Below are 21,691 nucleotides of genomic sequence, written 5' to 3' on the forward strand. Positions count from 1 at the left end.
GATTTCATGCGCCCTGCTTTCCGGCCGCGGCCAGATCATCGAGTTTCATCTGTAAGGCGGCGCGCTGCGGTGCTGCCTCGGTCAGTATCGACAACGCAGCCTGGTAGGCCTTGCGTGCCTCGTCGATACGCCCAAGCTTGACCAGTGCATCGCCGCGGAGTTCCTGGCTCAGGCCCTGATACTGCCCGGCAGGAATGCGGTCGAGCGCCGTCAGCGTGGCCGCGCCATTGTCACGCGCCAACTCGACCCGCGCGATGCGCAATTCGGTCAGCGACTTGAGCGCCTCATCACTGGCATGGCTGGCAGCCCACTGCAGCGAGGCTTCGGCCTTGTCCAGCTGGTTGGCCTCCAGTTGCTGGCGCGCGCGATCGCTCACCGCAAACACGGTGAAAGACGATTTCTCGAAATCCTTCATCATCTTGTCGACAAGCTGATCCGCGGCACTGGTTTTGCCGGAAGCCAGCGCGGTTTGCAGCTGCTGGTAGATTTCCGCCGCCTCGCCCTGGCTGCGCGCCTGATGGCTGCGCCATTGCTGCCAGCCGAAGATACCGACCAGTCCGATCACGATGCCCACGATGATGGAGGCGCCGTTTTCGCGCAGCCACTTCAGTACCAGCTCGCTCTGTTCGTAGTCGTCGTATGCGTCAAATGCCATGCAAAAATCCTTCGGAAGTCCGCGCCCCGCCGGCGTGCTCGGAAGCCGGCGTGGAAGATAAAAGCAAAAAGCCCACCGATACCGCTCGGTACCGGGCGGGCAATGGGCAAGCATAACCGAAATGTGGCACCCGGACGGAGCCGGGCGCGTGGATCAGAGGGCGGTCGGGGTGGCCTTGCCGTCGCGGATTTCAACGCTGAAGTGCGCGACGTTGGCGTGCCGGAAATCGTCGAGGCCAACCGGCTGCCCATCGATGGTGGCGCTGGCGCCGGAAACGTTCCCGATGCGCACGTCGAGCGGCTTGTCGCTCTGATAGATCTTGTGGCTGCCCGCGGGCAGCAAACCGTATTCCAGCCGCACGCCGGCCGCGTCAGTCACTTCGACCCAACTGGCGGAGGTGAGGTTGAGCTCGAGGTTGTGGCCGCCCACACCTGTCTCGACCGCCGCGGGCGGGGCCAGGACAGACGGCTTCTTCGATGCCGCGCTGCTGTCGAGGTTCGGAAAAGCGGCCATCGAGGCAAGCAGGGGTTGTTCCTGCACCGGAGGCGGCAGCGCCACGTGACTGGGCAGCCGGGCTGCGTCATTCACGGCGGATTCCGGGGCATCAACCTGCGCAACCGGCGTCGCATCCAGGGGAGCTAGATGGCTGAGGTCGCGATTGAGCGTGCCGCGCACACCCATCCACACCATCGGTACCACGATGACGGCGGTCAGCACCACATACGTGGCAGCCGTCGCGTAACGGTCGAGCAGAAAACGTGAATGCGAAATGCCGCCGGTGGCCACCAGGGTGGGCTCGGTCTGCTTGATGCGGTCGAGCTCGGTCTGGATCAGCGCCGGATCCATGCCGAGATAATGGCCGTATTTACCGATGTAACCGGCCAGATAGACCTTGGAATCGATGTCCTGATAATCGTCGCGCTCCAGCCGCCGCAACATACGGACCGGCAATCTGAGTGCGTGGGCGCAGGCTTCGATTTCCAGTCCCCGCGCTTCACGCGCCTCACACAAAAGGGCGCCGAAACTGGGGCTTCCCAGGGTTGCTGCTGAAGCCGGCTCCGCATTTTGGGGAGCATCAAAGACGATCGACTCGCTGGCATCCTGGCCAGGGAAATTGGGTTGCATGGTCATTGGCTGACGTTGTTGTCCAGAGCACGCGCCTGTTCCGAGTCCGGGAAACGGCTTTGCAGACGCTGATTGTAAGTGCGAGCGCCTTCCAGGTCGCCCAGACGAGATTCGATATCGTGACCGAGTTTCAAGGTCGCGGCGTCAGCCGCGCCCAGCCCCTCCCGGCGTTGCAGAAACGCGCGGGCGTGAAAGGCATCATTGCTCAAAAAAAGCAAGTTTGCCAGTTGATATAGTGCCTCGGCGTTCTTGGGGTTACGCACGAGCGCGTCACGAAAGCTCTGTTCCGCACCCTTCGAGTCGCTCATCTGCATCTGGCACACCCCGGCGTTGGTCAGTGCCACATCCGGGGTTTGATAGAAGGGATCGGTAACAGCCTTGCGGAAATAACCGATCGCTTCGCCGCCCCTGCCGGTATGGCAAAGGAAGGCGCCGAGGTTGTTGTTCGGCGCACCCTTGGTCGGATCCAGCGCAACCGCCTTGCGGTAATGCTGCTCGGCTTCGGGAAGCTTGTTGATCCGCTCATACAGCACCGCGATGACGGTGTGCGCGGGCACGTAATCGGGATCGAACTGCAGCGCCTTGGTCAGTTTGCCAAGCGCTTCCTGCAGGTCGCCGTTGGCCATGTAGCGCTGGCCCAGTTCGGTATGTACCCGCGCCGCATCGACGGCCTGTTGGGCCTTGGACGTCTTGGGCATGTGCGCCCCCAACGCACTGCTGTTGGTGTGCGTCGTGACACAGCCCGCCAGGGTCAACGCCAAGGCAACAACCAGGACCCGCTCAGCTCGCATGCAATGTCCCCTCGTCCTGCCGCTTGCGAATATCGGCGCTGCGCCGGGTGCGGTCCGTCACCTGCCCCGCCAACTGCCCGCACGCGGCATCGATGTCGTCACCGCGGGTGCGGCGCAGCATGGTAAGTACGCCGGCGTTGAGCAGCCGCGTCTGGAAATCGTGGATGTCGTTGGCGTCCGAGCGCTGGTACTGGGTGCCCGGGAACGGGTTGAACGGAATGAGATTGACCTTGCAGGTGGGCAATTTGCGCATCAGCTTGATCAGCTGGCGAGCATGCTCAGGCTGGTCGTTGATGCCCTTCATCAAGGTGTATTCAAAGGTGATCGAGGTGCGCGGCTTGCGCGCGATCCAGCGCTGGCACGCCGCCAGCAGCTCGGCGATCGGATAGCGCTTGTTGATCGGCATCAATTCCGTGCGCAACTCGTCATTGGCCGCATGCAGCGATACCGCCAGCGAGACGTCGATCTGCGCCGAAAGCTGGTCGATCAGCGGCACCATGCCCGCCGTGGAAAGCGTCACGCGCTTGGCCGCCAGGCCGAAGCCCAGGTCGTCGCGCATCAGGTGCATCGCCCTGACTACGTTGTCGAAATTGGCCAGCGGCTCGCCCATGCCCATCATCACCACGTTGGTGATGCGGCGGTTCTGGTGGGTGACGTTGCCCAGCTGTTTTGCCGCCACCCAGACCTGGCCGATGATCTCGGCGGTGGACAGGTTGCGGTTGAAACCCTGTGCGCCGGTGGAGCAGAAGCTGCAGTTGAGCGCGCAGCCGATCTGCGAGGACACACACAAGGTGCCGCGCGTCGGCTCGGGGATGTACACCGTCTCGATCGCGTTGCCGGAGTCCATGCCCAGCAGCCACTTGTGCGTGCCGTCGGTAGCTACCTTGTTCAGCAGCGTCTTCGGCGCGCCGATGTAGCAGACCTCGGTGAGCTTGGCGCGCAGCGCCTTGCCCACGTCGGTCATGTTTTCGAAGTTGTCTTCCAGGTCGTGGTAGATCCACTTCATCACCTGCTCGGCCCGATACGGCTTCTCGCCGATTTGCGTGAAGAAATCACGCAGACCCCGGCGATCGAAGTCGAGCAGATTGACCTTTTCGGGTGGATTGACCACAACCTGGTTCACAACGCATGCCTCACAAACAGGGGATCGCTCAGCGCGACAGGACGTCCGTCGCGGCGAAGAAATACGCGATTTCCACCTTGGCGGTTTCCACGGCGTCGGAGCCATGCACCGCGTTGGCGTCGATGGAATCAGCAAAATCCGCGCGGATCGTGCCCGGCGCCGCTTCCTTCGGATTGGTGGCACCCATAAGGTCGCGATGAGCCAGCACGGCGTTCTCGCCCTCCAGCGCGGTGATCACCACCGGGCCGGAAATCATGAAATCAACCAGGGCCTTGAAGAACGGGCGCTCACGATGGACCGCGTAGAAGCCTTCGGCCTCCTGGCGCGACAGCTGTTTCATTTTGGCAGCGACGATCTTCAGGCCGGCCTTTTCGAAACGGGCGTAGATCTGGCCGATGACGTTCTTGGCGACGGCATCGGGTTTGATGATGGAAAGGGTGCGCTCCAGCGCCATACGAATCTGCTCCGGTGACGGATAAAAAAGATAAAGAGGGTCGGCCAGAACGGCCGGCGGTGACGTAAACCTTACAAGGATTGAGGGTTTAGCCCCGGAAAGTCTGACAGATTCTAGCTCATACGCAAGTCATATGCAGTTTGCAAGTAGCGAGGCGGTTTGACGTTCGTGAAGTGGGCCGCGTATGCTCAAACGATCGTTTGAACGCCTGTTCACCGCTGACGGATGGAAGCTATCGTGAATCGCTCAAGCTCGACCAAGGACCGCATACTCGGCGCCGCCGAAGTCCTGTTTGCCCAACGCGGTTTCGAAGGCGCGTCATTACGCCAGCTGACCGCCGCTGCCGGCGTGAACCTGGCCGCGGTGAACTACCACTTCGGCTCCAAGGACAAGCTTGTCGAACAGGTCTTCCGGCGCCGGCTGGACACGCTCAACGCACAACGACTCGCTGCACTGGGCAATGCCAGGGAAAGCGGCAACGACCGCCTCGAGGACGTGCTGGACGCGTTTATCCGCCCTGCGCTGAAGCTGTCCCACGAGGATAGCGGCTCGCTGTTCATGCGCGTACTGGCGCGGGCCTTTGCCGAACACGACGACTCGCTGCGCCAGTTCCTGTCCGAGAACTACGGCCACGTGATGCGCCAGTTCACCGCCGAGTTCGCCCGCCTGCTGCCGCATCTCAGCAAGGAAGAGCTGTACTGGCGCATCGACCTGGTCACCGGCGCGCTGACTCACGCCATGTCCGGCTTCGGCATGATCCAGCGCAAGCAAGATGTCAGCGAAGGCGTACATCTCGAACAAACCATCCAGCACCTTATTCGTTTCGCCGTCGCCGGGCTCACCCATCCCTAGATCCGGGTGCGTCAGTCAGGACCTCGCTCGGCACTTCATGTCGGTACTTTCGGAGAAGCCAATGACTACATCCCCCCGCCAATCCCCCTCGACGCCTTCCGCGCTGCGCATCCGCAAGGCCGCCGTGCTGGGCGCCGGTGTCATGGGCGCGCAGATTGCCGCGCACCTGACCAACGCCGGCGTTGAAACCGTGTTGTTCGACCTGCCCGCGAAAGAAGGCCCCAAGAGCGGCATCGCGCTGAAGGCGATCGCCAACCTGGCCAAACTGTCGCCGGCTCCGCTGGCCGACAAGGCGCTGGCCGCCTCGATCATCCCAGCCAACTACGACGATGACCTCGATCATCTGAAAGATGTCGACCTGGTGATCGAGGCGATCGCCGAACGGATGGACTGGAAGCTCGACCTGTACAAGAAGATCGCCGGCCACCTGTCGAAGACGGCGATCATCGCCTCCAACACCTCAGGCCTGTCGATCAACAAGCTGGCCGAAGCGCTGCCCGAGGAAATGCGCCACCGCTTCAGCGGCGTGCACTTCTTCAACCCGCCGCGCTACATGCATCTGGTCGAGCTGATCCCGACCAAGCTCACCGACAAGAACGTGCTGGACGGCCTCGAAGCGTTCCTGGTCACCACCGTCGGCAAGGGCGTGGTAATCGCCAAGGACACGCCGAACTTCATCGGCAACCGCATCGGCGTGTTCTCGATGCTGGCCACCATGCATCACACCGAGCAATTCAAGCTCGGCTTCGACACCGTCGACGCACTTACCGGTCCGGCCGTGGGTCGCCCCAAGAGCGCCACCTATCGCACCGCCGACGTGGTCGGTCTGGACACCATGGCGCACGTCATCAAGACCATGGCCGACACCCTGCCCGACGATCCATGGCACCAGTATTTCAAGGCGCCCGCGTGGCTGGCCGGGCTGATCGAGAAGGGTGCGCTGGGCCAGAAGACCGGCGGCGGCTTCTACAAGAAGGTCGGCAAGGACATCCAGGTGTTGGATGTGGCCAAGCAGGATTTCCGCCCCTCCGAACAGAAGCCGTCCGATGAAGTCGCCGCGATCCTGGGCGTAAAGGACCCGGCCGAGAAGTTCGGCAAGCTGCGCGCCTCCAGCGACCCGCAGGCGCAGTTCCTGTGGGCCACCTTCCGCGACCTGTTCCACTACACCGCCTACCACCTGGCTGACATCGCCGACACCGCGCGCGACGTGGATTTCGCGATTCGCTGGGGCTACGGTTGGAAGCTCGGCCCGTTCGAGACTTGGCAGGCTGCCGGCTGGCAGCAGATTGCCGAATGGATCAACGAAGACATCAAGGCCGGCAAGGCGATGAGCAACGCGCCCCTGCCCGTCTGGGTCACCGACGGCCGCAAGGGCGTGCACGGCAAGGACGGTTCTTACTCGGCCAGCGCCAACGCCGACAAGCCGCGTTCGCAGCACCCGGTGTACCAGCGCCAGCTGTTCCCCGATCCGATCCTGGGCGAGAAGTTCGATACCGGCAGCACCGTGTGGGAGAACGACGGCGTGCGCCTGTGGACGCTGGGCGACGACGGCATCGGCATCATCTCGTTCAAGACCAAGATGAACACCGTCAACGACCACGTGCTCGACGGCATCCAGCACGCGATCAAGCTGGCCGAGGAAAAGCTCAAGGCCGTGGTGATCTGGCAGACCGGCGAACCGTTCTCCGCCGGCGCGGATCTGAAGGGAGCACTGGGCCTGCTGAAGGACGGCAAGTTCGACGACTTCGAGCACATGGTCGCCAACTTCCAGCGCACCAGCATGGCGATCAAGCATGCGCTGGTGCCGGTGGTCTCCGCCGTGCGCGGCATGGCCTTCGGCGGCGGCTGCGAATTCCAGATGCATTCCGCCCGGACGGTTGCAGCACTCGAAAGCTACATCGGCCTGGTCGAGGCCGGCGTCGGTCTGCTGCCCGCTGGCGGCGGCCTGCATGAGCTGGCCGTGCGCGCGTCCAAGGCGAATCCGGCCGACCCGTTCGAGGAGTTGAAGAAGGTGTTCGAAACCGTGGCGATGGCCAAGGTTTCCGCCAGCGCATTCGAGGCGAAGAACCTGGGCCTGCTGCGCGACAGCGACGTGGTCGTGTTCAACGCCTACGAACTGCTGTACGTCGCCAAGAAGGTGGCGCTGTCGCTGGCCGAGGCCGGCTACCGCCCACCGCTGCCCGCCCATGTCACTGTCGCCGGCGATGTCGGCACCGCCACGTTCAAGGCCTCGCTGGCCAACCTGCAGGCCGGCTATTTTGCCTCCGAACACGACGTCGACATCGCCTCGCGCATCGCCGACACCCTCTGTGGCGGCGTGATCGAGCGCGGCTCGACCGTCGACGAGGAATGGCTGCTGGCGCTTGAGCGCAAGCACTTCGTGGAGCTGGCGAAAACGGAGAATACCCAGGCCCGCATCGCCCACACCATGACCACCGGCAAGCCGCTCAGGAACTGATCACGACCCTCCACACCGTCATCCCGGCGAAAGCCGGGATCCAGCGACTCAAGGCACCACCAAAGGCACTGGGTTCCAGCTTTCGCTGGAATGACGAACAAAAACCAAGACGCGTCGCCGCATCCCTGCGCGACGCCACGGAGCAAATCCCATGACCAAGCAAGTGCAAGACGCCTACATCGTCGCGGCCACCCGCACCCCGGTCGGCAAGGCGCCGCGCGGCGTGTTCCGCAACACCCGCCCGGACGACATGCTCGCCCACGTGATCCGCAGCGTGATGGCGCAATACCCCGGCATCGACCCGCACCAGATCGGCGACGTCATCATCGGCTGCGCCATGCCCGAGGCCGAGCAAGGCATGAACGTGGCGCGCATCGGCCTGCTGCTGGCCGGCCTGCCGCACACCGTGCCCGGCGTCACCGTCAACCGCTTCTGCTCCTCCGGCCTGCAATCGGTGGCGATGGCCGCCGACCGCATCCGCCTGGGCCTGGACGACCTGATGCTCGCTGGTGGCACCGAAAGCATGAGCATGGTCCCGATGATGGGCCACAAGGTCGCCATGAACCCGGCGATCTTCCAGGACGAGAACATCGGCATCGCCTACGGCATGGGCATCACCGCCGAAAACGTGGCCAAGCAGTGGAAAGTCAGCCGCGAACAGCAGGACGCGTTCTCGGTCGAGAGCCACCGCCGCGCCCTGGCCGCCCAGGCTGCCGGCGAGTTCAAGGACGAAATCACCCCGTTCCAGCTCGACGACCACTACCCGGATCTCGCCAGCCGCGACATCACCACCGACAACCGCGTCATCGACCAGGACGAAGGCCCGCGCGCAGGCACGACCCCGGAAGTATTGGCCAAACTGCGCACCGTATTCCGCAACGGCCAGTTCGGCGGCACCGTCACCGCCGGCAACTCCAGCCAGATGTCCGACGGCGCCGGCGCCGTGCTGCTCGCCAGCGAAAAAGCCATCAAGCAATACAACCTGCAGCCCCTCGCCCGTTTCGTCGGCTTCTCCGTCGCTGGCGTCCCGCCCGAAGTCATGGGCATCGGCCCGAAGGAAGCGATTCCCAAAGCGCTCGCGCAGACCGGCATCACCCAGGATCAGCTCGACTGGATCGAACTCAACGAAGCGTTTGCTGCACAGGCGCTGGCCGTGATGGGCGACCTCAAGCTCGACCCGGCCAAAGTGAACCCGCTCGGCGGTGCCATCGCGCTCGGCCATCCGCTCGGCGCCACCGGCGCGGTGCGTATCGCCACGCTGGTGCACGGCATGCGCCGCCGTAAACAGAAGTACGGCATGGTGACTATGTGCATTGGCACCGGCATGGGCGCGGCGGGGATCTTCGAGGCACTCTAAAGCTCGTCATTCCGGCGAAGCCTGAATCTGAAACTGGAACGGCGCCGTAGCGATACGGCGCCGTTTGCGTTTGAGCGGCCCTGATCCGCTTGCCACACCTTCTCTGGCCAAGGTGGTGACGTATCCTATGGATAACGGCATGTTCTCGGCGGTGGCGACAAGGGCACACAGCGCAAGGACATCAATGCAGCCCGGAAACTCGCTGCCAGCCTGTGAGGTGAAACATGCGCACCAAGACCCACCCCTTTGACCCCGCCGAACACCTGGGTACCCCCGAAGCCCAGGCTGAATACATCTCCGCCGCCCTGGAAACCGGCGACCCCGCCTTCATCGCCGGCAGTCTCGGTGTGGTTGCACGCGCCCGCGGCATGTCCCAACTCGCACGCGACACCGGCCTGCGCCGCGAAAGCCTGTACAAGGCGTTGTCCGCCGAAGGCAACCCGGAGTTCGCCACGATCATGAAGGTCGTGCAGGCGCTGGGAGTGAAGTTGAGTGCCGAGGCGGCGTAACAGATCTGGTGATGCCGCCACCGGTGATCGGATTAACTTCCTCCGTCCCAGTTACGCCGAATCCGATATGACCCCGGGCTCATCCCCATCACGGTACGGAACCGTTGATTGAAGGTGGACAGGTCGTTGAATCCGGCCGCGAAGGCGATGCTTGAAATGGAGCCGGCCGAGTCGCGCAATTGCTCGGCGGCGCGCTGCATACGTGTGCGCAGCACATATTGATGCGGCGTCATGCCCACTACGCGGCGGAAGACGCGCAGGAAATGCCAGGGGCTGAGATCCGCGTCGTGGGCAAGTTCAGCCAGCGACAGGGTCTCGCCCACCTCATGCGCGTGCGCTTCAATGCGGCGCACGGCATCCGATACACGCTGAGCATCGTGGTTTCGCAATGGACCTGGTCGGGAGCGAAGCCCGGCATCCGCATGCAGCACGGCGCCAGCCAGATCGATGGCGACTTCCTCCAACGCAGCGGTATCTCCCTGCCTGAAGGATGCCAGCCGGGCCAGCATGCCGGTCAGCGAGGCGGCGGGTGGCACATGCGAGTGGGCGAACGTCGCCCGGCGCATGCTGGGCATGGCGGCCACCAGGCTCTCCCAGTAAGTCGGCGTGAAGTGGAACGAAAGGCAGCGATCACCGATGCCATGTTCGTGCCTGCACTCGAAGCATTGGCCATGATTGCCGAGCAGCAAAGCGCCGGGAGCCAGCAGCGCGGCGCCCTGTTCGCTGCGGTACTGGAACGTGCCGGCGAGCACCGCCGCTATCGACACCGTCTCGTGGCGTTCCTCGAACGCGCGGTCGCGCGGCCCGGCGTTGCAGGTTACTTCCTGCACGCTCCAGCCGTTGCCGGCAGCCCATGTTGTGGCATCCATCGTCATCGAATAACGGCTCTTGCGTGGACCGCAATTTTTCCCAAGCCACCCAGCGCGGCAACGCCGATGATCCTGCCACCGACCATCCATGGAGTCACCCATGATCGACCATCTTTCCATCGGCGTTCGCGACATCACGCACGCCAAAGCCTTTTACGACGCCGCGCTGGAGCCGCTCGGTTACCGCTGCCTCAGTGAGGACGCGACCTCACTCGGCTACGGCGCAACTTCCGTGGCGTTATGGGTGTTGCGCAGCGAGGTGCCGGTTGCCGCCAATGACGCCTCCGGCTTGCACATCTGTTTTGCGGCGCCCAGCCGTGCCAGCGTCGACGCCTTCCATGCCGCTGCCCTCGCGCATGATGGCCGCGACAATGGCGGACCTGCATTGCGGCCGGATTACGGCACAAGCTATTACGCCGCATACGTAGCCGATCCGGACGGCTACCGCATCGAAGCGTATTGCAGCAGTGCTCGCTGACCACAGCGGAAAGCTGCCGCTCACATCTGACCAGGAGAATCCTTTGGCTACCGTACGCAAGGACATAGTCACCACGGCACATTCCGACGACGTGTGGGATGCGATCCGCGACATCGGGGCGCTGCACACCCGCCTGGTGCCGGGCTTCGTCATCGACACCCGACTCGAACCCGGTGCGCGGTGGGTTACCTTCGCCAATGGCCACTGCATCCGCGAGCCAATCATCACGCTGGACGAACAGGCGCATCGCCTGGTGTGGTCGGCCGAAGGTGTTGGCGCCACGCATTACAACGCCTCCGCGCAGGTGGTTGCCGAACCGGGGATCACCCGCGTCATCTGGCTCGCCGACTTTCTGCCCGACGACATCAGCGGCGCGATCGAACTCGCGATGGACACGGGTGCCGGCGCCATGAAGGTCGCACTGGACAAACTGGCGCGTTGAGTCGGCGGCATGACAAGCGCGTCGACTCCGTCGGCTGCGAGGGCCACGCCCAGCACGAACAGTCAGTGGGCCGGCCTCCTCAACGTCGTCGCGCCGATACCGGGCTATCGCTGGCATGGAGCGACCACAGTCGCCGCAGTTGGCGTGCCGAGCCCAGGCCGGCGCGTTCGGCAGCGCGCTCTACGCTGTCACCGCTGGCCAGTGCCTGGCGGGCGAGTGCCAGACGCAGACGGGCATGATAAGCATTGATCGACATGCCGCTGGCCTCGCGGAAATGCCTCGTGAGGCTGCGTACGCTCAGGTGGCCGATGTCGGCCAGACGCGCCAGCGGCCAGTCCTGTTCGGGCGCTTTGGCCAGCGTATCCTGTACGTGGTGGATCGCCGTATTCATGTGGTTGCGCCCTTCCAGCCACGGCGACAGCGCGGGATCGCCTGACGCCCGCCGCATGTAGACGGCCATTTCGCGCGCCACCGCGGCGGCCAAGCGCGACGAGCCCAGCCCGGCGATCAAATGCAGTGCCAGGTCGATGCCCGCGGTGATGCCCGCGCTGGTATACACCTCGCCATCCTCGACAAACACACGGCTGTCCAGCACCTCGGCCGTCGGCGTGAGTCGGCGCAGCGCATCGAGCAAGCTGTGGTGTGTGGTGCAGCGCCGGCCGTCCAGCAACCCGGCGGCAGCGGCCAGCAACGCACCCGAACACACACAGGCCAGACGCCGGCCATGGCTGCCGTGTCGTCGCAACCATTCGATGAGCGCCTTGTTGGCGGGCAGTGACAAAACCTGCTCGCCACTGCCGCTGGCGCCGCACACCACGATCATCGCGTGCGTATCCAACTGCGCCGGCAGCGGTTCGATACCGACGAGCCCGACACCCAACGCCGTCATGGCGGTGTCCCCACCCTCGATCGGCGCCAGCATGCGCAAGCGCAGAGGTAGGCCCATCGAGGCGGCGATACGAAACGCATCGGCCGCGCCGGCCAGATCCAGCAGGATCAGGTCCGGCGGCAGCACGAAGCACACCTCAGTGATCGGCGAGGACGTCATCGACGGTGCAGATGCGGGCAAAGCGGCCATCCAGAACCAGTTCCGTGCGTTGCTTGATGTCCTGCGCATCGTAGCGAGTGCCGCTGCCGGCGTGGACCATCGGGAAGGTCAGCGTGGCTTCGGTGACGTAGTCGACGGCGAAGCCGAGATCGGAAGCGACCCGCGTGGTGGTTTCGCAACACTGCTCGGTGCGGATGCCACTGACGATCAGTCGCCCAATGCCACGTTCGCGCAGCCAGGCTTCCAGTTGCGTCCCGGTGAACGCGTTGTGCACCTGCTTGCGGAACACCACATCGTGCGCCTCTGGCACCCACGTCATCGGTTTCACCAGGCCCGACGCCTCGGAAAAGTGTGCATCGCCATCCTCGTGCAGGATGCGCACCACTGGCCAGCCGCGCGCGACCGCTGCATCGATCAGCTTCAACAGGTTCTCGCGGAACACCGGCATATCGTCCTCGCGCCAGTACGGCGCATGCAGAAACGATTGCTGCACATCGATGACCAGCAAGGCGGGGTTATCGAACATGGGACGACTCCATCGTTGAGGGAGCCGTCACTCTAGACAGCCGGGCGATAGTCAACGAGCACCGTGCCGGACCGTGAGCGGACGGATCCGGCCAGGTGTGCATCAACGGCGATCACCGCTTCGCTTCTGGAAAACGTAGTGACGGCTACATCGACGCCGCGATGCGTCCCACCGCCGCCAGCACCGCCTTGCGTTCTGCCGGCTCGGCGTGGGAGCCGGCGTAGTACGCGCTCACCAGCAACGGTTTGCGCCGCGGTGGCCAGATGATGGCCACGTCGTTGGTTTCGCCCTGGCTGCCGCTGCCGGTCTTGTCGCCGGCCGTCCAGTTTGCGGGAAGGCCGGCGCGGATGGCGTCGAGGCCGGTACTGCATCCGCGCAGCCATTGAAGCAGCAGGTCCCGCGATCCAGCGGAAAGCCGGTCACCCAGCAGCACGCGATGCAGGTCCGCCAGCATGGCGTCCGGCGTGGTGGTGTCGCGGATGTCGCCGGGGCTGCCCAGGTTGAGCTCGGGTTCGATGCGGTCGAGCCGGGTGGTTTCGTCGCCCAGGCTGCGCGCAAATGCGGTGATCGCGGTCGGGCCGCCCATGCTGGCGAGCAGGAGATTGGCGGCCGTGTTGTCGCTCAAGGTCACGGCAGCAGCGCAGAGCTCGGCCACGCTCAGGCCCGGCGCGCCTACGTGCTTGCTGGTGACCGGAGCGTAGTCCAGCAACACGTCTTTGCCGTAGACCACGCGGCGATCGAGTCGCTCCCTGCCGCTATCCACCCGCGCCAGCACGGCGGCAGCGGCAAGCCACTTGAACGTGCTGCACATCAGGAAGCGCTCGCCCGCGCGATGCCGGATGCGGCGGCCGCTCTGCGCGTCCAGAATGGAAACGCCCAGCCGCCCGCCATGCTTGCGCTCCAGTTCGGTGAACTGTGCCGTGGCGTCGTCAACAGACGCCGCCCACGCGAATCCGGGGCGGAGTGCCAGCGCAAATGCGCCCATCAAGGTGCCTTTCAACAAATCGCGACGATGCATGGGATGGCCTTTCAAAGAGAAGATGCAGCGGTTATGGGGTCACCAATGGTGGCTGGCATGACCGTCCATTCGCGGCGCAAACCATGGCATTGCCGGGGCAGCACAACCTGGCCACGATTCCCTTCTCATGATGGTGTGGATGGCGCTTCGACTCCGCCCGCTGCGCGGGCTGCGCTCAGTGCGAACGGTTGGGGGGCGGGCGAGTGGTCATCGCATTGCCAAACGTCGCAAGCAAATTGGCGCGGTCCGCTATTGATCGCTCGAACGGATATGGTCCAGCCCGGCCGGGCTCAGTTCGAACCGTTGACGATCCACCTTGTCGCGATCGGTCTGCACCAGGAGCCCAGCCGCCAGCAAGCGGGCGCTGACGTCGGCGGGCACCATCGCCGCCCTGCCCTCGGCCACCCAGGTGAGATAGTCCAGATCGGTCGGATCGCGTTGTTCTGTCATTGGCACGGGTTCCGTTGCTTTGGTGCATGCAGCTTGCCCGCTGCCTGGCGACGATGGCGTCGACGCATCAATCGGCGGGCGCATTGAATAGGGGCGCCTCGTTTACCGATACACCCAATGGCGTGAAACGACGAAGCTGATGACGGCAAGACACGCCTCGACCGCTGGCTTTGCCAGCCACGCCATCTGCAAGCCGAGTTTCGCTTCCACCAGCGTGACCAGAAGGGTGCTGAGCACGGTCAGCGGCAGCCACATGGCCAGGAAGCGCAAAAACCGGTGAGGGCCGAGCCGGGTGGCGTCGGGTGTGCCGAACGTGAAGCGGCCATTCGCCCAGAAGCCCAGCAGCGCACCGGTTATGCGCCCAAGAACATTGGCCACCGGCGCCGGCGTGCCGAGCGCCGTCAACACCACGAACACCGCCCAGTCGGCGGTCAGCAGACCGAGCCCGACCATCAAGAAGCTGACTCCCTGTCGCGCCAAACTCATTGAATCTCCCGCTGGATTGCCGTGTGCAGCAGCAAAGTCTCGCGTACTTGGCGCAGGGGTGGAAGCGTGGCGGTGCGTTCCGTCATCGCATGGGGACACGGCAACACGCGTCGACAACCGTCGGAAGCCCTGACGGCAATGCCATCGGCGGCGTTCCAGCAGTCGTGGACAAGCTTGCTGAAAGCGCAATTGAACTTTGCGATGAATGGTGTGGTTGCGGCATGTGCAAACGCAGACACTCTGTTTGCGCGGCGCCACCCGGCAAACCCGGCGCCGCTCCACCACCCCACCCATCAAGGCCAACATCATGAAGTTCTACTACCACCCGTCCCCCAACCCCGCCAAGGTCGCCTTGTTTCTCGAAGAGTCCGGGCTTGATTACCAGATGGTGCCGGTCGACACGGCCAGGGGCGAGCAGCACGGCGCCGCCTACCGCGCCATCAACCCCAATGGCAAAACTCCGGCCCTGGTCGATGGCGATGCCGTGGTTTTCGACAGCACGGCGATCCTGCTTTATCTCGCGGTGAAGCACGGCAAGTTCCTGCCCGAGAACACGCCGGAAGTTCGCAGCCGGATGTATTCGTGGCTGATGTTCATCGCCACCGGCATCGGTCCGTTCTCCGGCCAGGCGGTGCATTTCAAGCACTTCGCCCCCGAGCCCAAGGCTTACGCGCTCAATCGCTACGACTTCGAGGCACGGCGCCACTGGCGGATCCTCGATGAGCACCTGGCCACCCGTACGTTCATGGTCAACGAGGAATACACCATCGTCGACATGGCCTTGTGGGGTTGGGCGCGCGCCCTGCCCTTCATGTTTGGCGAACAGGGCTGGGTCGACTTTCCCCACGTCAAACGCTTCCTCGACCGCATCAATGCACGCCCGGCCGCCCAGCGCGCCGAAGCGCTGAAGGATGCACACACGTTCAAGACCGAGATGGACCAGGAATACCTCGACGCGATGTATCCCCACAACGCGGATCGCGCGGCGACAGCTGCCGCCTGATTCGCCGGTGCCGTGGTGGCTCCATGGCCACCACGGCATCCCTTGTTCCCCGCCGTCGGATCAGCGTGGCGTCGTCGCCGGCGCTGCCTGTGCCGGCGGCGGGCCGTAGGTGGGCGTGTCGCGGTATTGCGCCGGCACATCCCACATGCGCCCGGCGTAGAAGACCGCCCAGGCCACCACGAACAGGCACATCACCCACACCCACACCGGGATCGACGAACGCGCTTCGGCGCGCCGCGGGTCGAACGGGTCGTCGGTGCTGAAGGCGTCCACGGTCAGGCGCAACTCGCCGCGCCGGGTCGAACCCGGGCGCAGGCCCGACACGATGATGCCGGGGCCGTTCTGCACGTGGAACGGGATTTCCTCCACACCTTCGGCGCCGCTGTGATCCTCGGCGCGGATGATCAGCCGGTGCGGGCCGTCGGCCAGCTTGCGGGTATCGAGGGTCAGTGCGGTCGGCAGTTCGTGATCCGCCACCGGTTGCAGATCGTCGTCGAGGTAGACGCGTACGTGGGGCTTGGACATGGCGGGTTTCCTCAACGGTCCTTGCGCAGGATCTCGTACTTGGCGTGGTGCGGGTCTTTCTCGCCGGGCCGGAAGATCATCCAGAACATCGCGACGAAACAGCCGATGGTGATCGCCCCGGCGATCGCGATGATGGCGACGTTGCCCCAGAACGGCCCGAGAAAAGCATGATGCATGGTGACCTCCTGCTCACGGGCCCTTGGCGCGCACGGCGGCCACGGCGGCCGCGGTCGCCGGCTTGGCGTGGTTGCCCCACGAGCTGCGCTCGTAGTTGACGATGTTGGCGATGTCCGCGTCGCTCAACTGATCGGCGAACGGCGGCATCACGCTGCTGTAGGCCACGCCGCCGATGGTGACGCCGTGCGCACCGTGCAGCACGGTGTGGATGTGCAAGGTCGGGTCGTCGGCATCCACCGCGGCGTTGCCCTTGAGCGGCGGAAACGCGCCTGGAATGCCTTCGCCGGTGGCCTGGTGGCAGGCCGAACAGTTCGCCATGAACAGGCTCTGGCCCTTGCCGGCGTCGTAGCTGTAGCCACCACCGGCAGCCGCGGTTGGCGCCGGTGCCGTTGCGGGCGCCGCCGAGGTCATGCCGCCCATGCCACCGTTCATGGCGTAGCCCGGAATCGGCGTCTGCTTCAACGACAACAGGTACGCCACCAGCGCCTTGGCCTGCTGGGTCGGGATCACCTTGCCCTGCTTCGGCGCAAACGCCGCCGGCACCGGGACTGCCGTCTCGCCGGGCGGCACGGTGGCGACCACATGGAACAGGAACTTGAAGTTCGGCATCACCGACTCGGGCACTACCGCGCGCGGGTCGAACAGATGGATGTACTGCCACACGTCGCTGGGTTTGCTGTTGCCGATATTGGAGAGATCCGGCCCGGTGCGCTCGGAACCGAGCAGCTCCGGCGTCTGGTAGCTGAAATCGCCCGGTGCGGATGGACGTCCAAACACCTTGTCCTCGGCCAGCGGCCGCACCTGCTGGGTATGGCAATACGCGCAACCGTTCGCGGCATACACGACGCTGCCTTCCGCCTGCAAGGCCGTCAATGGCTTCACGCCCGGGCCCGGCGGGGTTTTCGACAGGTCGATGGCCGGGATCACCGCAATCCCCATCACGATGACGATGTAGACAAGCAGCGCACCGCCGGCAATCTGCAGCAACTTTTTCATGCGGCGGCCCCCTCGGTGCGCGCCAGGATGGGTGAGCCCGCATTACCGGTTTGCCCCGACGTCATCCGCCACACGTTCCATGCAAACACGATGTGGGACAGGAACATCAGCAAGCCACCGGCACCGCGCCAGACCCAATACGGCGCCATGTCCGTCACCGACTGAATGAAGGGCCGCTGGTGCAGCCAGTCCAGCCCCTGGATGGTGCCGCCGATCGACAGCGCGATGACGTAGATGAAACTGCCTACCAGCGCCATCCAGAAATGCAGGGCAATGCCCAGCCGGCCCGGACTCTTGTGGGTGGCCAGCGGCAGCAGCGCATAGATGCCACCCCACACCGCAAACGTGACAAAGCCATACATCGTCAGGTGCGAATGCCCGACCGTGAAGTTGGTGAGGTGCCAGATCGCCTGCATCGAGCGGAACGCCTCGACCGTGCCCTGGGTCGAGCCAAACAGGTAGCCGATCACCGCCACGAAAATGAACATCAGCGGATACGAGTGGGTCATGTCGCGATAGCGCCCGCGCATCGTCAGCAGGTAATTCGCGCTGCCACCCCACACCGGCACCAGCATCGCCACGCTGAACACGATCGCGGTGGTCTGCAACCACCACGGCAGCGGGCTGAACAGGAAGTGGTGCCCGCCAAGCAACGGATAAAACAGCAGGTTGGTCCAGAACGCGAACACGCCCAGCGCATAGGAATAGATCGGGCGGCTGAGGATCTTCGGGATCGCGTAATAGAAGACGCCCAACGCCAGCGGCGTAAACCACATGCCCACCGCGTTGTGCATGTAGAAGCCGGAAATAGCGACCTGCCCCAGGCCATGCTGATACCACGGCAGCGTCGCGACGATCGCGATCACGCAGGTCCACAGCACGCCGCACACCGTGTACCAGTTGGAAAGATAGATGTCCTCGGTGGTGCGTCGCGCCACCGTGCCGATCAGATTCCAGCCGGTCACCAGCAACGCGGCGAGGAATACCAGCCGGATCGGCCACGGCCACTCGCGGTATTCCAGATCACCCCAGTTGTAGCCCAGCTCCAGCGCAATGGTGCCGGCGATGGCGGCAAGGTTGAACAGCGCCAGGCCGATCCAGGCCAGCTTGATGCTGTAAAGCTTCGTGCCGCAACTGCGTGCGGCCACGTAATACGCCAGCCCGACCAGGCCGATGCTGGCCCAGCCGTAGAAGGTGTCGTTGGTGTGGATCGGCCGCAACCGGCCGAAGGTCAGGTACTTCGCCGCCCAGAAATCCGGCGCGCCAAACTTGAATGCCAGCAGCAACCCCACCGCCGTGGCAAAGAGCAGCCAGCAGGTGGCCGAAACGGTGTATGCCGAGAACACGGCGGCCAATGCGCGATCATCGTCCGCGCTCACCGCCGAATGCTGTGCCGTGACAGTTGCCTGCATCGTCCATCCCATCGCACGTGGTACGGCGTCCACACGGGCGTCGGGGTTTGTGACCGTATACCCGCACGGAACACACACCCATGATCTGGATCAGAAAATCGCAGCCGAATGTCTGCGCCGTTGGCGCCACGAAGGCAACCGATACGGCAAGTAGTGCACGTACAAACCACCGCAATTAACATCGCGCCACGCGACAATTCCGATACCGCGCAGCGCGCCTGGTCACCTACCGGTTGTTGCTGGTAGCTACCCTGGGGTGGTTGTTGCTGACGTTGGGAACATTCTTGAAGCCGCTCGACATCGGGCCCCTGGCGGGACACGCGATGGACCTGATGAATAAATCGCTATTGCAAGCCGCATTGTTGGCGCGCGCCACGTAGCGCTCATATTCCGCATGCGAGAGGCGATGGTTCGAGCCGCCGTATTGACTGAAGTACGCACGCAGGTCGTACAAAGTCTTGGGCACCTCGGAGCGGCTGACCTCGCCATCCCCGTTCTTGTCGAGTTGGGTGAAACTCGGTAACGCGTCACCCGGATTCTTTGTCTCGGGTTGCTGTGCCCAGGCCACCGACATCGTGGAGACTGCCATAGCCGCAGCAACACAAAGCCCCGCCATTCCATTTCTTCCCATTACCTATCTCCCGATAAGCGACGCATCCAACAAGTCGAGGAACGCCAACCCGTGACGCGTCGCGCCGGATTGGCGAACCCAGCATAGCGCGACTGGGGATGACGAAGGGACGGATTTCGCGCCACGTACACATCATTCTGGTAAGAGGGGCATTTCACTGCCGTTCGCTCCCCGGAGAACCCGCATGACCAGCAAGAACACCATTTGCCTTTGGTATGACGGTACCGCCCTGGACGCCGCCACCTTTTACGCCAGAACATTTCCGGACAGCGCCGTGGGCGCCGTGCATCACGCGCCTGGCGACTATCCGGCCGGCAAGCAGGGCAATGTCCTGACAGTCGAGTTCACGGTCATGGGCATCCCGTGCCTGGGTTTGAACGGCGGCCCGGCATTCCGGCACAACGAGGCGTTTTCATTCCAGGTGGCCACCGACGATCAGGCTGAAACCGACCGCCTGTGGAACGCCATCATCGACAACGGCGGCCAGGCCAGCGAGTGCGGCTGGTGCAAGGATCAGTGGGGCCTGTCCTGGCAGATCACCCCACGCGCCCTGACCGCCGCAGTCACCGACCCCGACCCCGCCGTCGCCAAGCGTGCGTTCGACGCCATGATGACGATGACGAAGATCGACATCGCCGCGATCGAAGCCGCACGACGCGGCTGATTACGGCCACGCCACCATCAGCTTCCTTCCCCACCCGCGAGGGAAGGTGTTCGAGATCGCTGTTCGTGACGTTGGCCCTGACTTCCTTCCCCCGCCCGGTGGAGAAGGTGCCGAAGGCGGAAGGGGCGCTCTTGCTCCTGATCCTTTGCTCCCCCTCCCCCACTACACCGCAAACTCCCTCCAATCCCGCCCCACGGCACGCGCACACCGCCATAACTCGGAGTACCGTCCTCGCCCCTGGGGCTCGAAAAGGAAGCATCCCCGGCATGCATGGGGGCTTCAGCGCTTCGGGTGGATCCCGGCCGTGGTATCAATCAATGCGAGGGCTTGCGATGAAAAGATTGATGAACAAAACGTTGGTGCTGACAGCCTTGCTGCTGCCGTTTCCGCTGATGGCAGCGAGTGCGTTCGATGGCACATGGAAGATCGATGTCAGCAAGATCCACGGCTCCGGAACAGCGGAGGTGATGACGCTCAAGGACGGCCTGTACACCTGCAACTGCGCGCCGCCCATCCACATCAAGGCCGACGGCACCGACCAACCCGTCAGCGGGCGGCCGGACATGGACCACATGGCCGTGAAGGTCGTCAGCGACCACGTCGTCGAGCAGACCGCCAAGAAGGACGGCAAGCTCATCTACAGCCGCACTTATACCGTGGCCCCGGATGGCAAGACCGCCACCTTCGACACCACGTCCGATCGCGGCAAGCACGCCAACTTCCACGGAACCCTGAAGCGCGTTGGTCCCGGTGCACCGGGTTCGAACGCCCTGGCCGGCTCCTGGCAGATTGCGAGCTACCAGAGCGCGTCGGAAAACAGGTTGACCTCCACCTACAAGGTCGATGGCGACACGGTGACCATGTCCAACAAGCTCGGTGAGTCCTACACGGCCAAACTCGGCGGCAAGCCGGTCGCTGTAGCGGGTGACCCGGACCATGACACCGTCGCGGTGAAAATGGTGGGGGAAGCCCTGCAGGAGACCAACTACCGGGACGGCAAGCTCACTTCGATATCGAAGATGACGGTGTCGCCGGATGGCAAGCAGATGACCACCGTGGCCACCTTCAAGCCCACCAACCGTGGCCTCACCCTGGTGGCCAACAAGCAATAACCGAGGGCACCCGCCCGATCGTTCCACCGACGAAAGCCCGGCCAGATGCCGGGCTTTCGTCCGGAACCAGCGCAGATCGAAACCTGCTTTCTCCATGCCGATCCAGCGCACTCGTTCGTCGCTACACGAAGGCGGCCACAACGGACGCCATGACCTCAGGAGACAGCCATGCCCTACATCGACGGTTTCGTCCTCGCCGTGCCCAACGCCAGGCGCGAAGCGTTCACCACGCACGCCACCACGTTCGACACCATCCTGCTGGAATTTGGCGCCACGCGCGTCATGGAGTGCTGGGGTGACGACGTGCCCGACGGCAAGCTCACCGACTTCCGGCGCGCCGTGCAGGCCACCGAGGATGAGTCGGTGGTGTTCTCGTGGATCGAATGGCCCGACAAGGCCACCCGCGACGCCGGCATGGCAAAGTTCATGAAAGATCCCCGGCTGGAAGGCGCCAGCGACATGCCGTTCGACGGCCAGCGCATGATCTTCGGCGGCTTCGTGCCGGTGGTCAGCCTGCCCGGTTAGCCGCC

The 21,691-nt window shown here is 64.1% G+C and carries 26 protein-coding genes; 10 read left to right on the top strand and 16 right to left on the bottom strand.

Annotated elements, in window-relative coordinates; translation table 11 throughout:
* Window positions 1-4 precede the first annotated feature (4 nt).
* From ASD68_RS04220 to ndk, 5 genes are all read right to left on the bottom strand, one after another.
* Complete coding sequence (locus ASD68_RS04220) at window positions 5-655, bottom strand: tetratricopeptide repeat protein (protein WP_056079130.1); 651 nt, start codon at window positions 653-655, stop codon at window positions 5-7.
* A gap of 153 nt (window positions 656-808) precedes the next feature.
* Complete coding sequence (locus ASD68_RS04225; protein WP_235578627.1) at window positions 809-1,786, bottom strand: helix-turn-helix domain-containing protein; 978 nt, start codon at window positions 1,784-1,786, stop codon at window positions 809-811.
* Window positions 1,783-2,541, bottom strand: coding sequence for a type IV pilus biogenesis/stability protein PilW (pilW, locus tag ASD68_RS04230; protein ID WP_235577506.1), 759 nt, complete (start codon window positions 2,539-2,541; stop codon window positions 1,783-1,785). Before pilW ends, ASD68_RS04225 begins: the two co-directional genes overlap by 4 nt.
* Before the next feature lie 19 nt (window positions 2,542-2,560).
* On the bottom strand, window positions 2,561-3,694 hold the full coding sequence (gene rlmN, locus ASD68_RS04235) for a 23S rRNA (adenine(2503)-C(2))-methyltransferase RlmN (protein ID WP_056603774.1): 1,134 nt from the start codon (window positions 3,692-3,694) through the stop codon (window positions 2,561-2,563).
* Window positions 3,695-3,722: 28 nt separating this feature from the next.
* Window positions 3,723-4,148 carry a nucleoside-diphosphate kinase gene (gene ndk / locus ASD68_RS04240; RefSeq protein WP_056079141.1) on the bottom strand — a complete coding sequence of 142 codons (426 nt, stop codon included), beginning with the start codon at window positions 4,146-4,148 and terminating at the stop codon, window positions 3,723-3,725.
* Window positions 4,149-4,373: 225 nt separating this feature from the next.
* Here ndk and ASD68_RS04245 point away from each other — a divergent pair, with 225 nt between their 5' ends.
* The 4 genes from ASD68_RS04245 to ASD68_RS04260 all read left to right on the top strand — a co-directional run bounded on the left by ASD68_RS04245 (window position 4,374) and on the right by ASD68_RS04260 (window position 9,324).
* A complete protein-coding gene (locus tag ASD68_RS04245; protein WP_056079143.1) occupies window positions 4,374-5,000 on the top strand; it encodes a TetR/AcrR family transcriptional regulator in 627 nt (208 codons plus the stop codon).
* Between the two features lie 61 nt (window positions 5,001-5,061).
* Window positions 5,062-7,458, top strand: a complete 2,397-nt coding sequence (locus ASD68_RS04250; RefSeq protein WP_056603776.1) for a 3-hydroxyacyl-CoA dehydrogenase/enoyl-CoA hydratase family protein — start codon at window positions 5,062-5,064, stop codon at window positions 7,456-7,458.
* A gap of 151 nt (window positions 7,459-7,609) precedes the next feature.
* A complete protein-coding gene (locus ASD68_RS04255) occupies window positions 7,610-8,815 on the top strand; it encodes an acetyl-CoA C-acyltransferase (RefSeq protein ID WP_056603779.1) in 1,206 nt (401 codons plus the stop codon).
* Between the two features lie 224 nt (window positions 8,816-9,039).
* The gene (locus ASD68_RS04260; protein WP_056603782.1) at window positions 9,040-9,324 is read left to right on the top strand and encodes an addiction module antidote protein; all 285 of its coding nucleotides are present in this window, start codon (window positions 9,040-9,042) and stop codon (window positions 9,322-9,324) included.
* A gap of 32 nt (window positions 9,325-9,356) precedes the next feature.
* On the opposite strand, the gene ASD68_RS04265 is transcribed toward ASD68_RS04260, so the two are convergent.
* Window positions 9,357-10,199, bottom strand: a complete 843-nt coding sequence (locus ASD68_RS04265; protein WP_056603785.1) for a helix-turn-helix transcriptional regulator — start codon at window positions 10,197-10,199, stop codon at window positions 9,357-9,359.
* Window positions 10,200-10,293: 94 nt separating this feature from the next.
* Here ASD68_RS04265 and ASD68_RS04270 point away from each other — a divergent pair, with 94 nt between their 5' ends.
* A complete protein-coding gene (locus ASD68_RS04270; protein ID WP_056079161.1) occupies window positions 10,294-10,671 on the top strand; it encodes a VOC family protein in 378 nt (125 codons plus the stop codon).
* Window positions 10,672-10,714: 43 nt separating this feature from the next.
* Complete coding sequence (locus ASD68_RS04275; protein ID WP_056079165.1) at window positions 10,715-11,113, top strand: SRPBCC family protein; 399 nt, start codon at window positions 10,715-10,717, stop codon at window positions 11,111-11,113.
* A gap of 79 nt (window positions 11,114-11,192) precedes the next feature.
* Here the strand turns inward: ASD68_RS04275 and ASD68_RS04280 are convergent, their stop codons facing one another.
* The 5 genes from ASD68_RS04280 to ASD68_RS04300 form a co-directional block, all read right to left on the bottom strand.
* A complete protein-coding gene (locus ASD68_RS04280; protein ID WP_235577508.1) occupies window positions 11,193-12,191 on the bottom strand; it encodes a DJ-1/PfpI family protein in 999 nt (332 codons plus the stop codon).
* Window positions 12,139-12,687 carry an isochorismatase family protein gene (locus ASD68_RS04285; protein ID WP_056603788.1) on the bottom strand — a complete coding sequence of 183 codons (549 nt, stop codon included), beginning with the start codon at window positions 12,685-12,687 and terminating at the stop codon, window positions 12,139-12,141. Before ASD68_RS04285 ends, ASD68_RS04280 begins: the two co-directional genes overlap by 53 nt.
* 145 nt (window positions 12,688-12,832) lie before the next feature.
* Window positions 12,833-13,705 carry a class A beta-lactamase gene (bla, locus tag ASD68_RS04290; protein WP_056603791.1) on the bottom strand — a complete coding sequence of 291 codons (873 nt, stop codon included), beginning with the start codon at window positions 13,703-13,705 and terminating at the stop codon, window positions 12,833-12,835.
* Window positions 13,706-13,954: 249 nt separating this feature from the next.
* Entirely contained in the window at window positions 13,955-14,155 is a 201-nt protein-coding gene (locus ASD68_RS04295) for a hypothetical protein (RefSeq protein WP_056079173.1), read from the bottom strand.
* A gap of 102 nt (window positions 14,156-14,257) precedes the next feature.
* Window positions 14,258-14,641, bottom strand: coding sequence for a GtrA family protein (locus ASD68_RS04300; RefSeq protein ID WP_056079176.1), 384 nt, complete (start codon window positions 14,639-14,641; stop codon window positions 14,258-14,260).
* Window positions 14,642-14,864: 223 nt separating this feature from the next.
* Between ASD68_RS04300 and ASD68_RS04305 the strand changes: the two genes are divergently transcribed.
* Complete coding sequence (locus ASD68_RS04305; RefSeq protein WP_235578628.1) at window positions 14,865-15,644, top strand: glutathione S-transferase family protein; 780 nt, start codon at window positions 14,865-14,867, stop codon at window positions 15,642-15,644.
* Window positions 15,645-15,704: 60 nt separating this feature from the next.
* On the opposite strand, the gene ASD68_RS04310 is transcribed toward ASD68_RS04305, so the two are convergent.
* The 5 genes from ASD68_RS04310 to ASD68_RS04325 all read right to left on the bottom strand — a co-directional run bounded on the left by ASD68_RS04310 (window position 15,705) and on the right by ASD68_RS04325 (window position 19,328).
* Window positions 15,705-16,169, bottom strand: coding sequence for a hypothetical protein (locus ASD68_RS04310; RefSeq protein WP_056603795.1), 465 nt, complete (start codon window positions 16,167-16,169; stop codon window positions 15,705-15,707).
* A gap of 11 nt (window positions 16,170-16,180) precedes the next feature.
* The gene (locus tag ASD68_RS16770; protein ID WP_156458329.1) at window positions 16,181-16,345 is read right to left on the bottom strand and encodes a hypothetical protein; all 165 of its coding nucleotides are present in this window, start codon (window positions 16,343-16,345) and stop codon (window positions 16,181-16,183) included.
* A gap of 13 nt (window positions 16,346-16,358) precedes the next feature.
* On the bottom strand, window positions 16,359-17,342 hold the full coding sequence (locus ASD68_RS04315) for a cbb3-type cytochrome c oxidase subunit II (protein ID WP_056603799.1): 984 nt from the start codon (window positions 17,340-17,342) through the stop codon (window positions 16,359-16,361).
* The gene (locus tag ASD68_RS04320; protein ID WP_056603802.1) at window positions 17,339-18,754 is read right to left on the bottom strand and encodes a cbb3-type cytochrome c oxidase subunit I; all 1,416 of its coding nucleotides are present in this window, start codon (window positions 18,752-18,754) and stop codon (window positions 17,339-17,341) included. Before ASD68_RS04320 ends, ASD68_RS04315 begins: the two co-directional genes overlap by 4 nt.
* 226 nt (window positions 18,755-18,980) lie before the next feature.
* Complete coding sequence (locus ASD68_RS04325; protein WP_156458330.1) at window positions 18,981-19,328, bottom strand: hypothetical protein; 348 nt, start codon at window positions 19,326-19,328, stop codon at window positions 18,981-18,983.
* 241 nt (window positions 19,329-19,569) lie between these two features.
* On the opposite strand from ASD68_RS04325, the gene ASD68_RS04330 reads away from it, so the two are divergent.
* The 3 genes from ASD68_RS04330 (at window position 19,570) to ASD68_RS04340 (ending at window position 21,686) form a co-directional block, all read left to right on the top strand.
* Window positions 19,570-20,049 carry a VOC family protein gene (locus ASD68_RS04330; protein ID WP_056603808.1) on the top strand — a complete coding sequence of 160 codons (480 nt, stop codon included), beginning with the start codon at window positions 19,570-19,572 and terminating at the stop codon, window positions 20,047-20,049.
* Window positions 20,050-20,393: 344 nt separating this feature from the next.
* Complete coding sequence (locus ASD68_RS04335) at window positions 20,394-21,161, top strand: hypothetical protein (protein ID WP_056603811.1); 768 nt, start codon at window positions 20,394-20,396, stop codon at window positions 21,159-21,161.
* A gap of 168 nt (window positions 21,162-21,329) precedes the next feature.
* Window positions 21,330-21,686: a DUF1428 domain-containing protein gene (locus tag ASD68_RS04340; RefSeq protein ID WP_056603814.1), complete on the top strand. Its 357-nt coding sequence runs from the start codon at window positions 21,330-21,332 to the stop codon at window positions 21,684-21,686.
* Window positions 21,687-21,691: the final 5 nt, after the last annotated feature.

The organism is Rhodanobacter sp. Root627, assembly GCF_001427835.1.
GTDB lineage: Bacteria > Pseudomonadota > Gammaproteobacteria > Xanthomonadales > Rhodanobacteraceae > Rhodanobacter > Rhodanobacter ginsenosidimutans.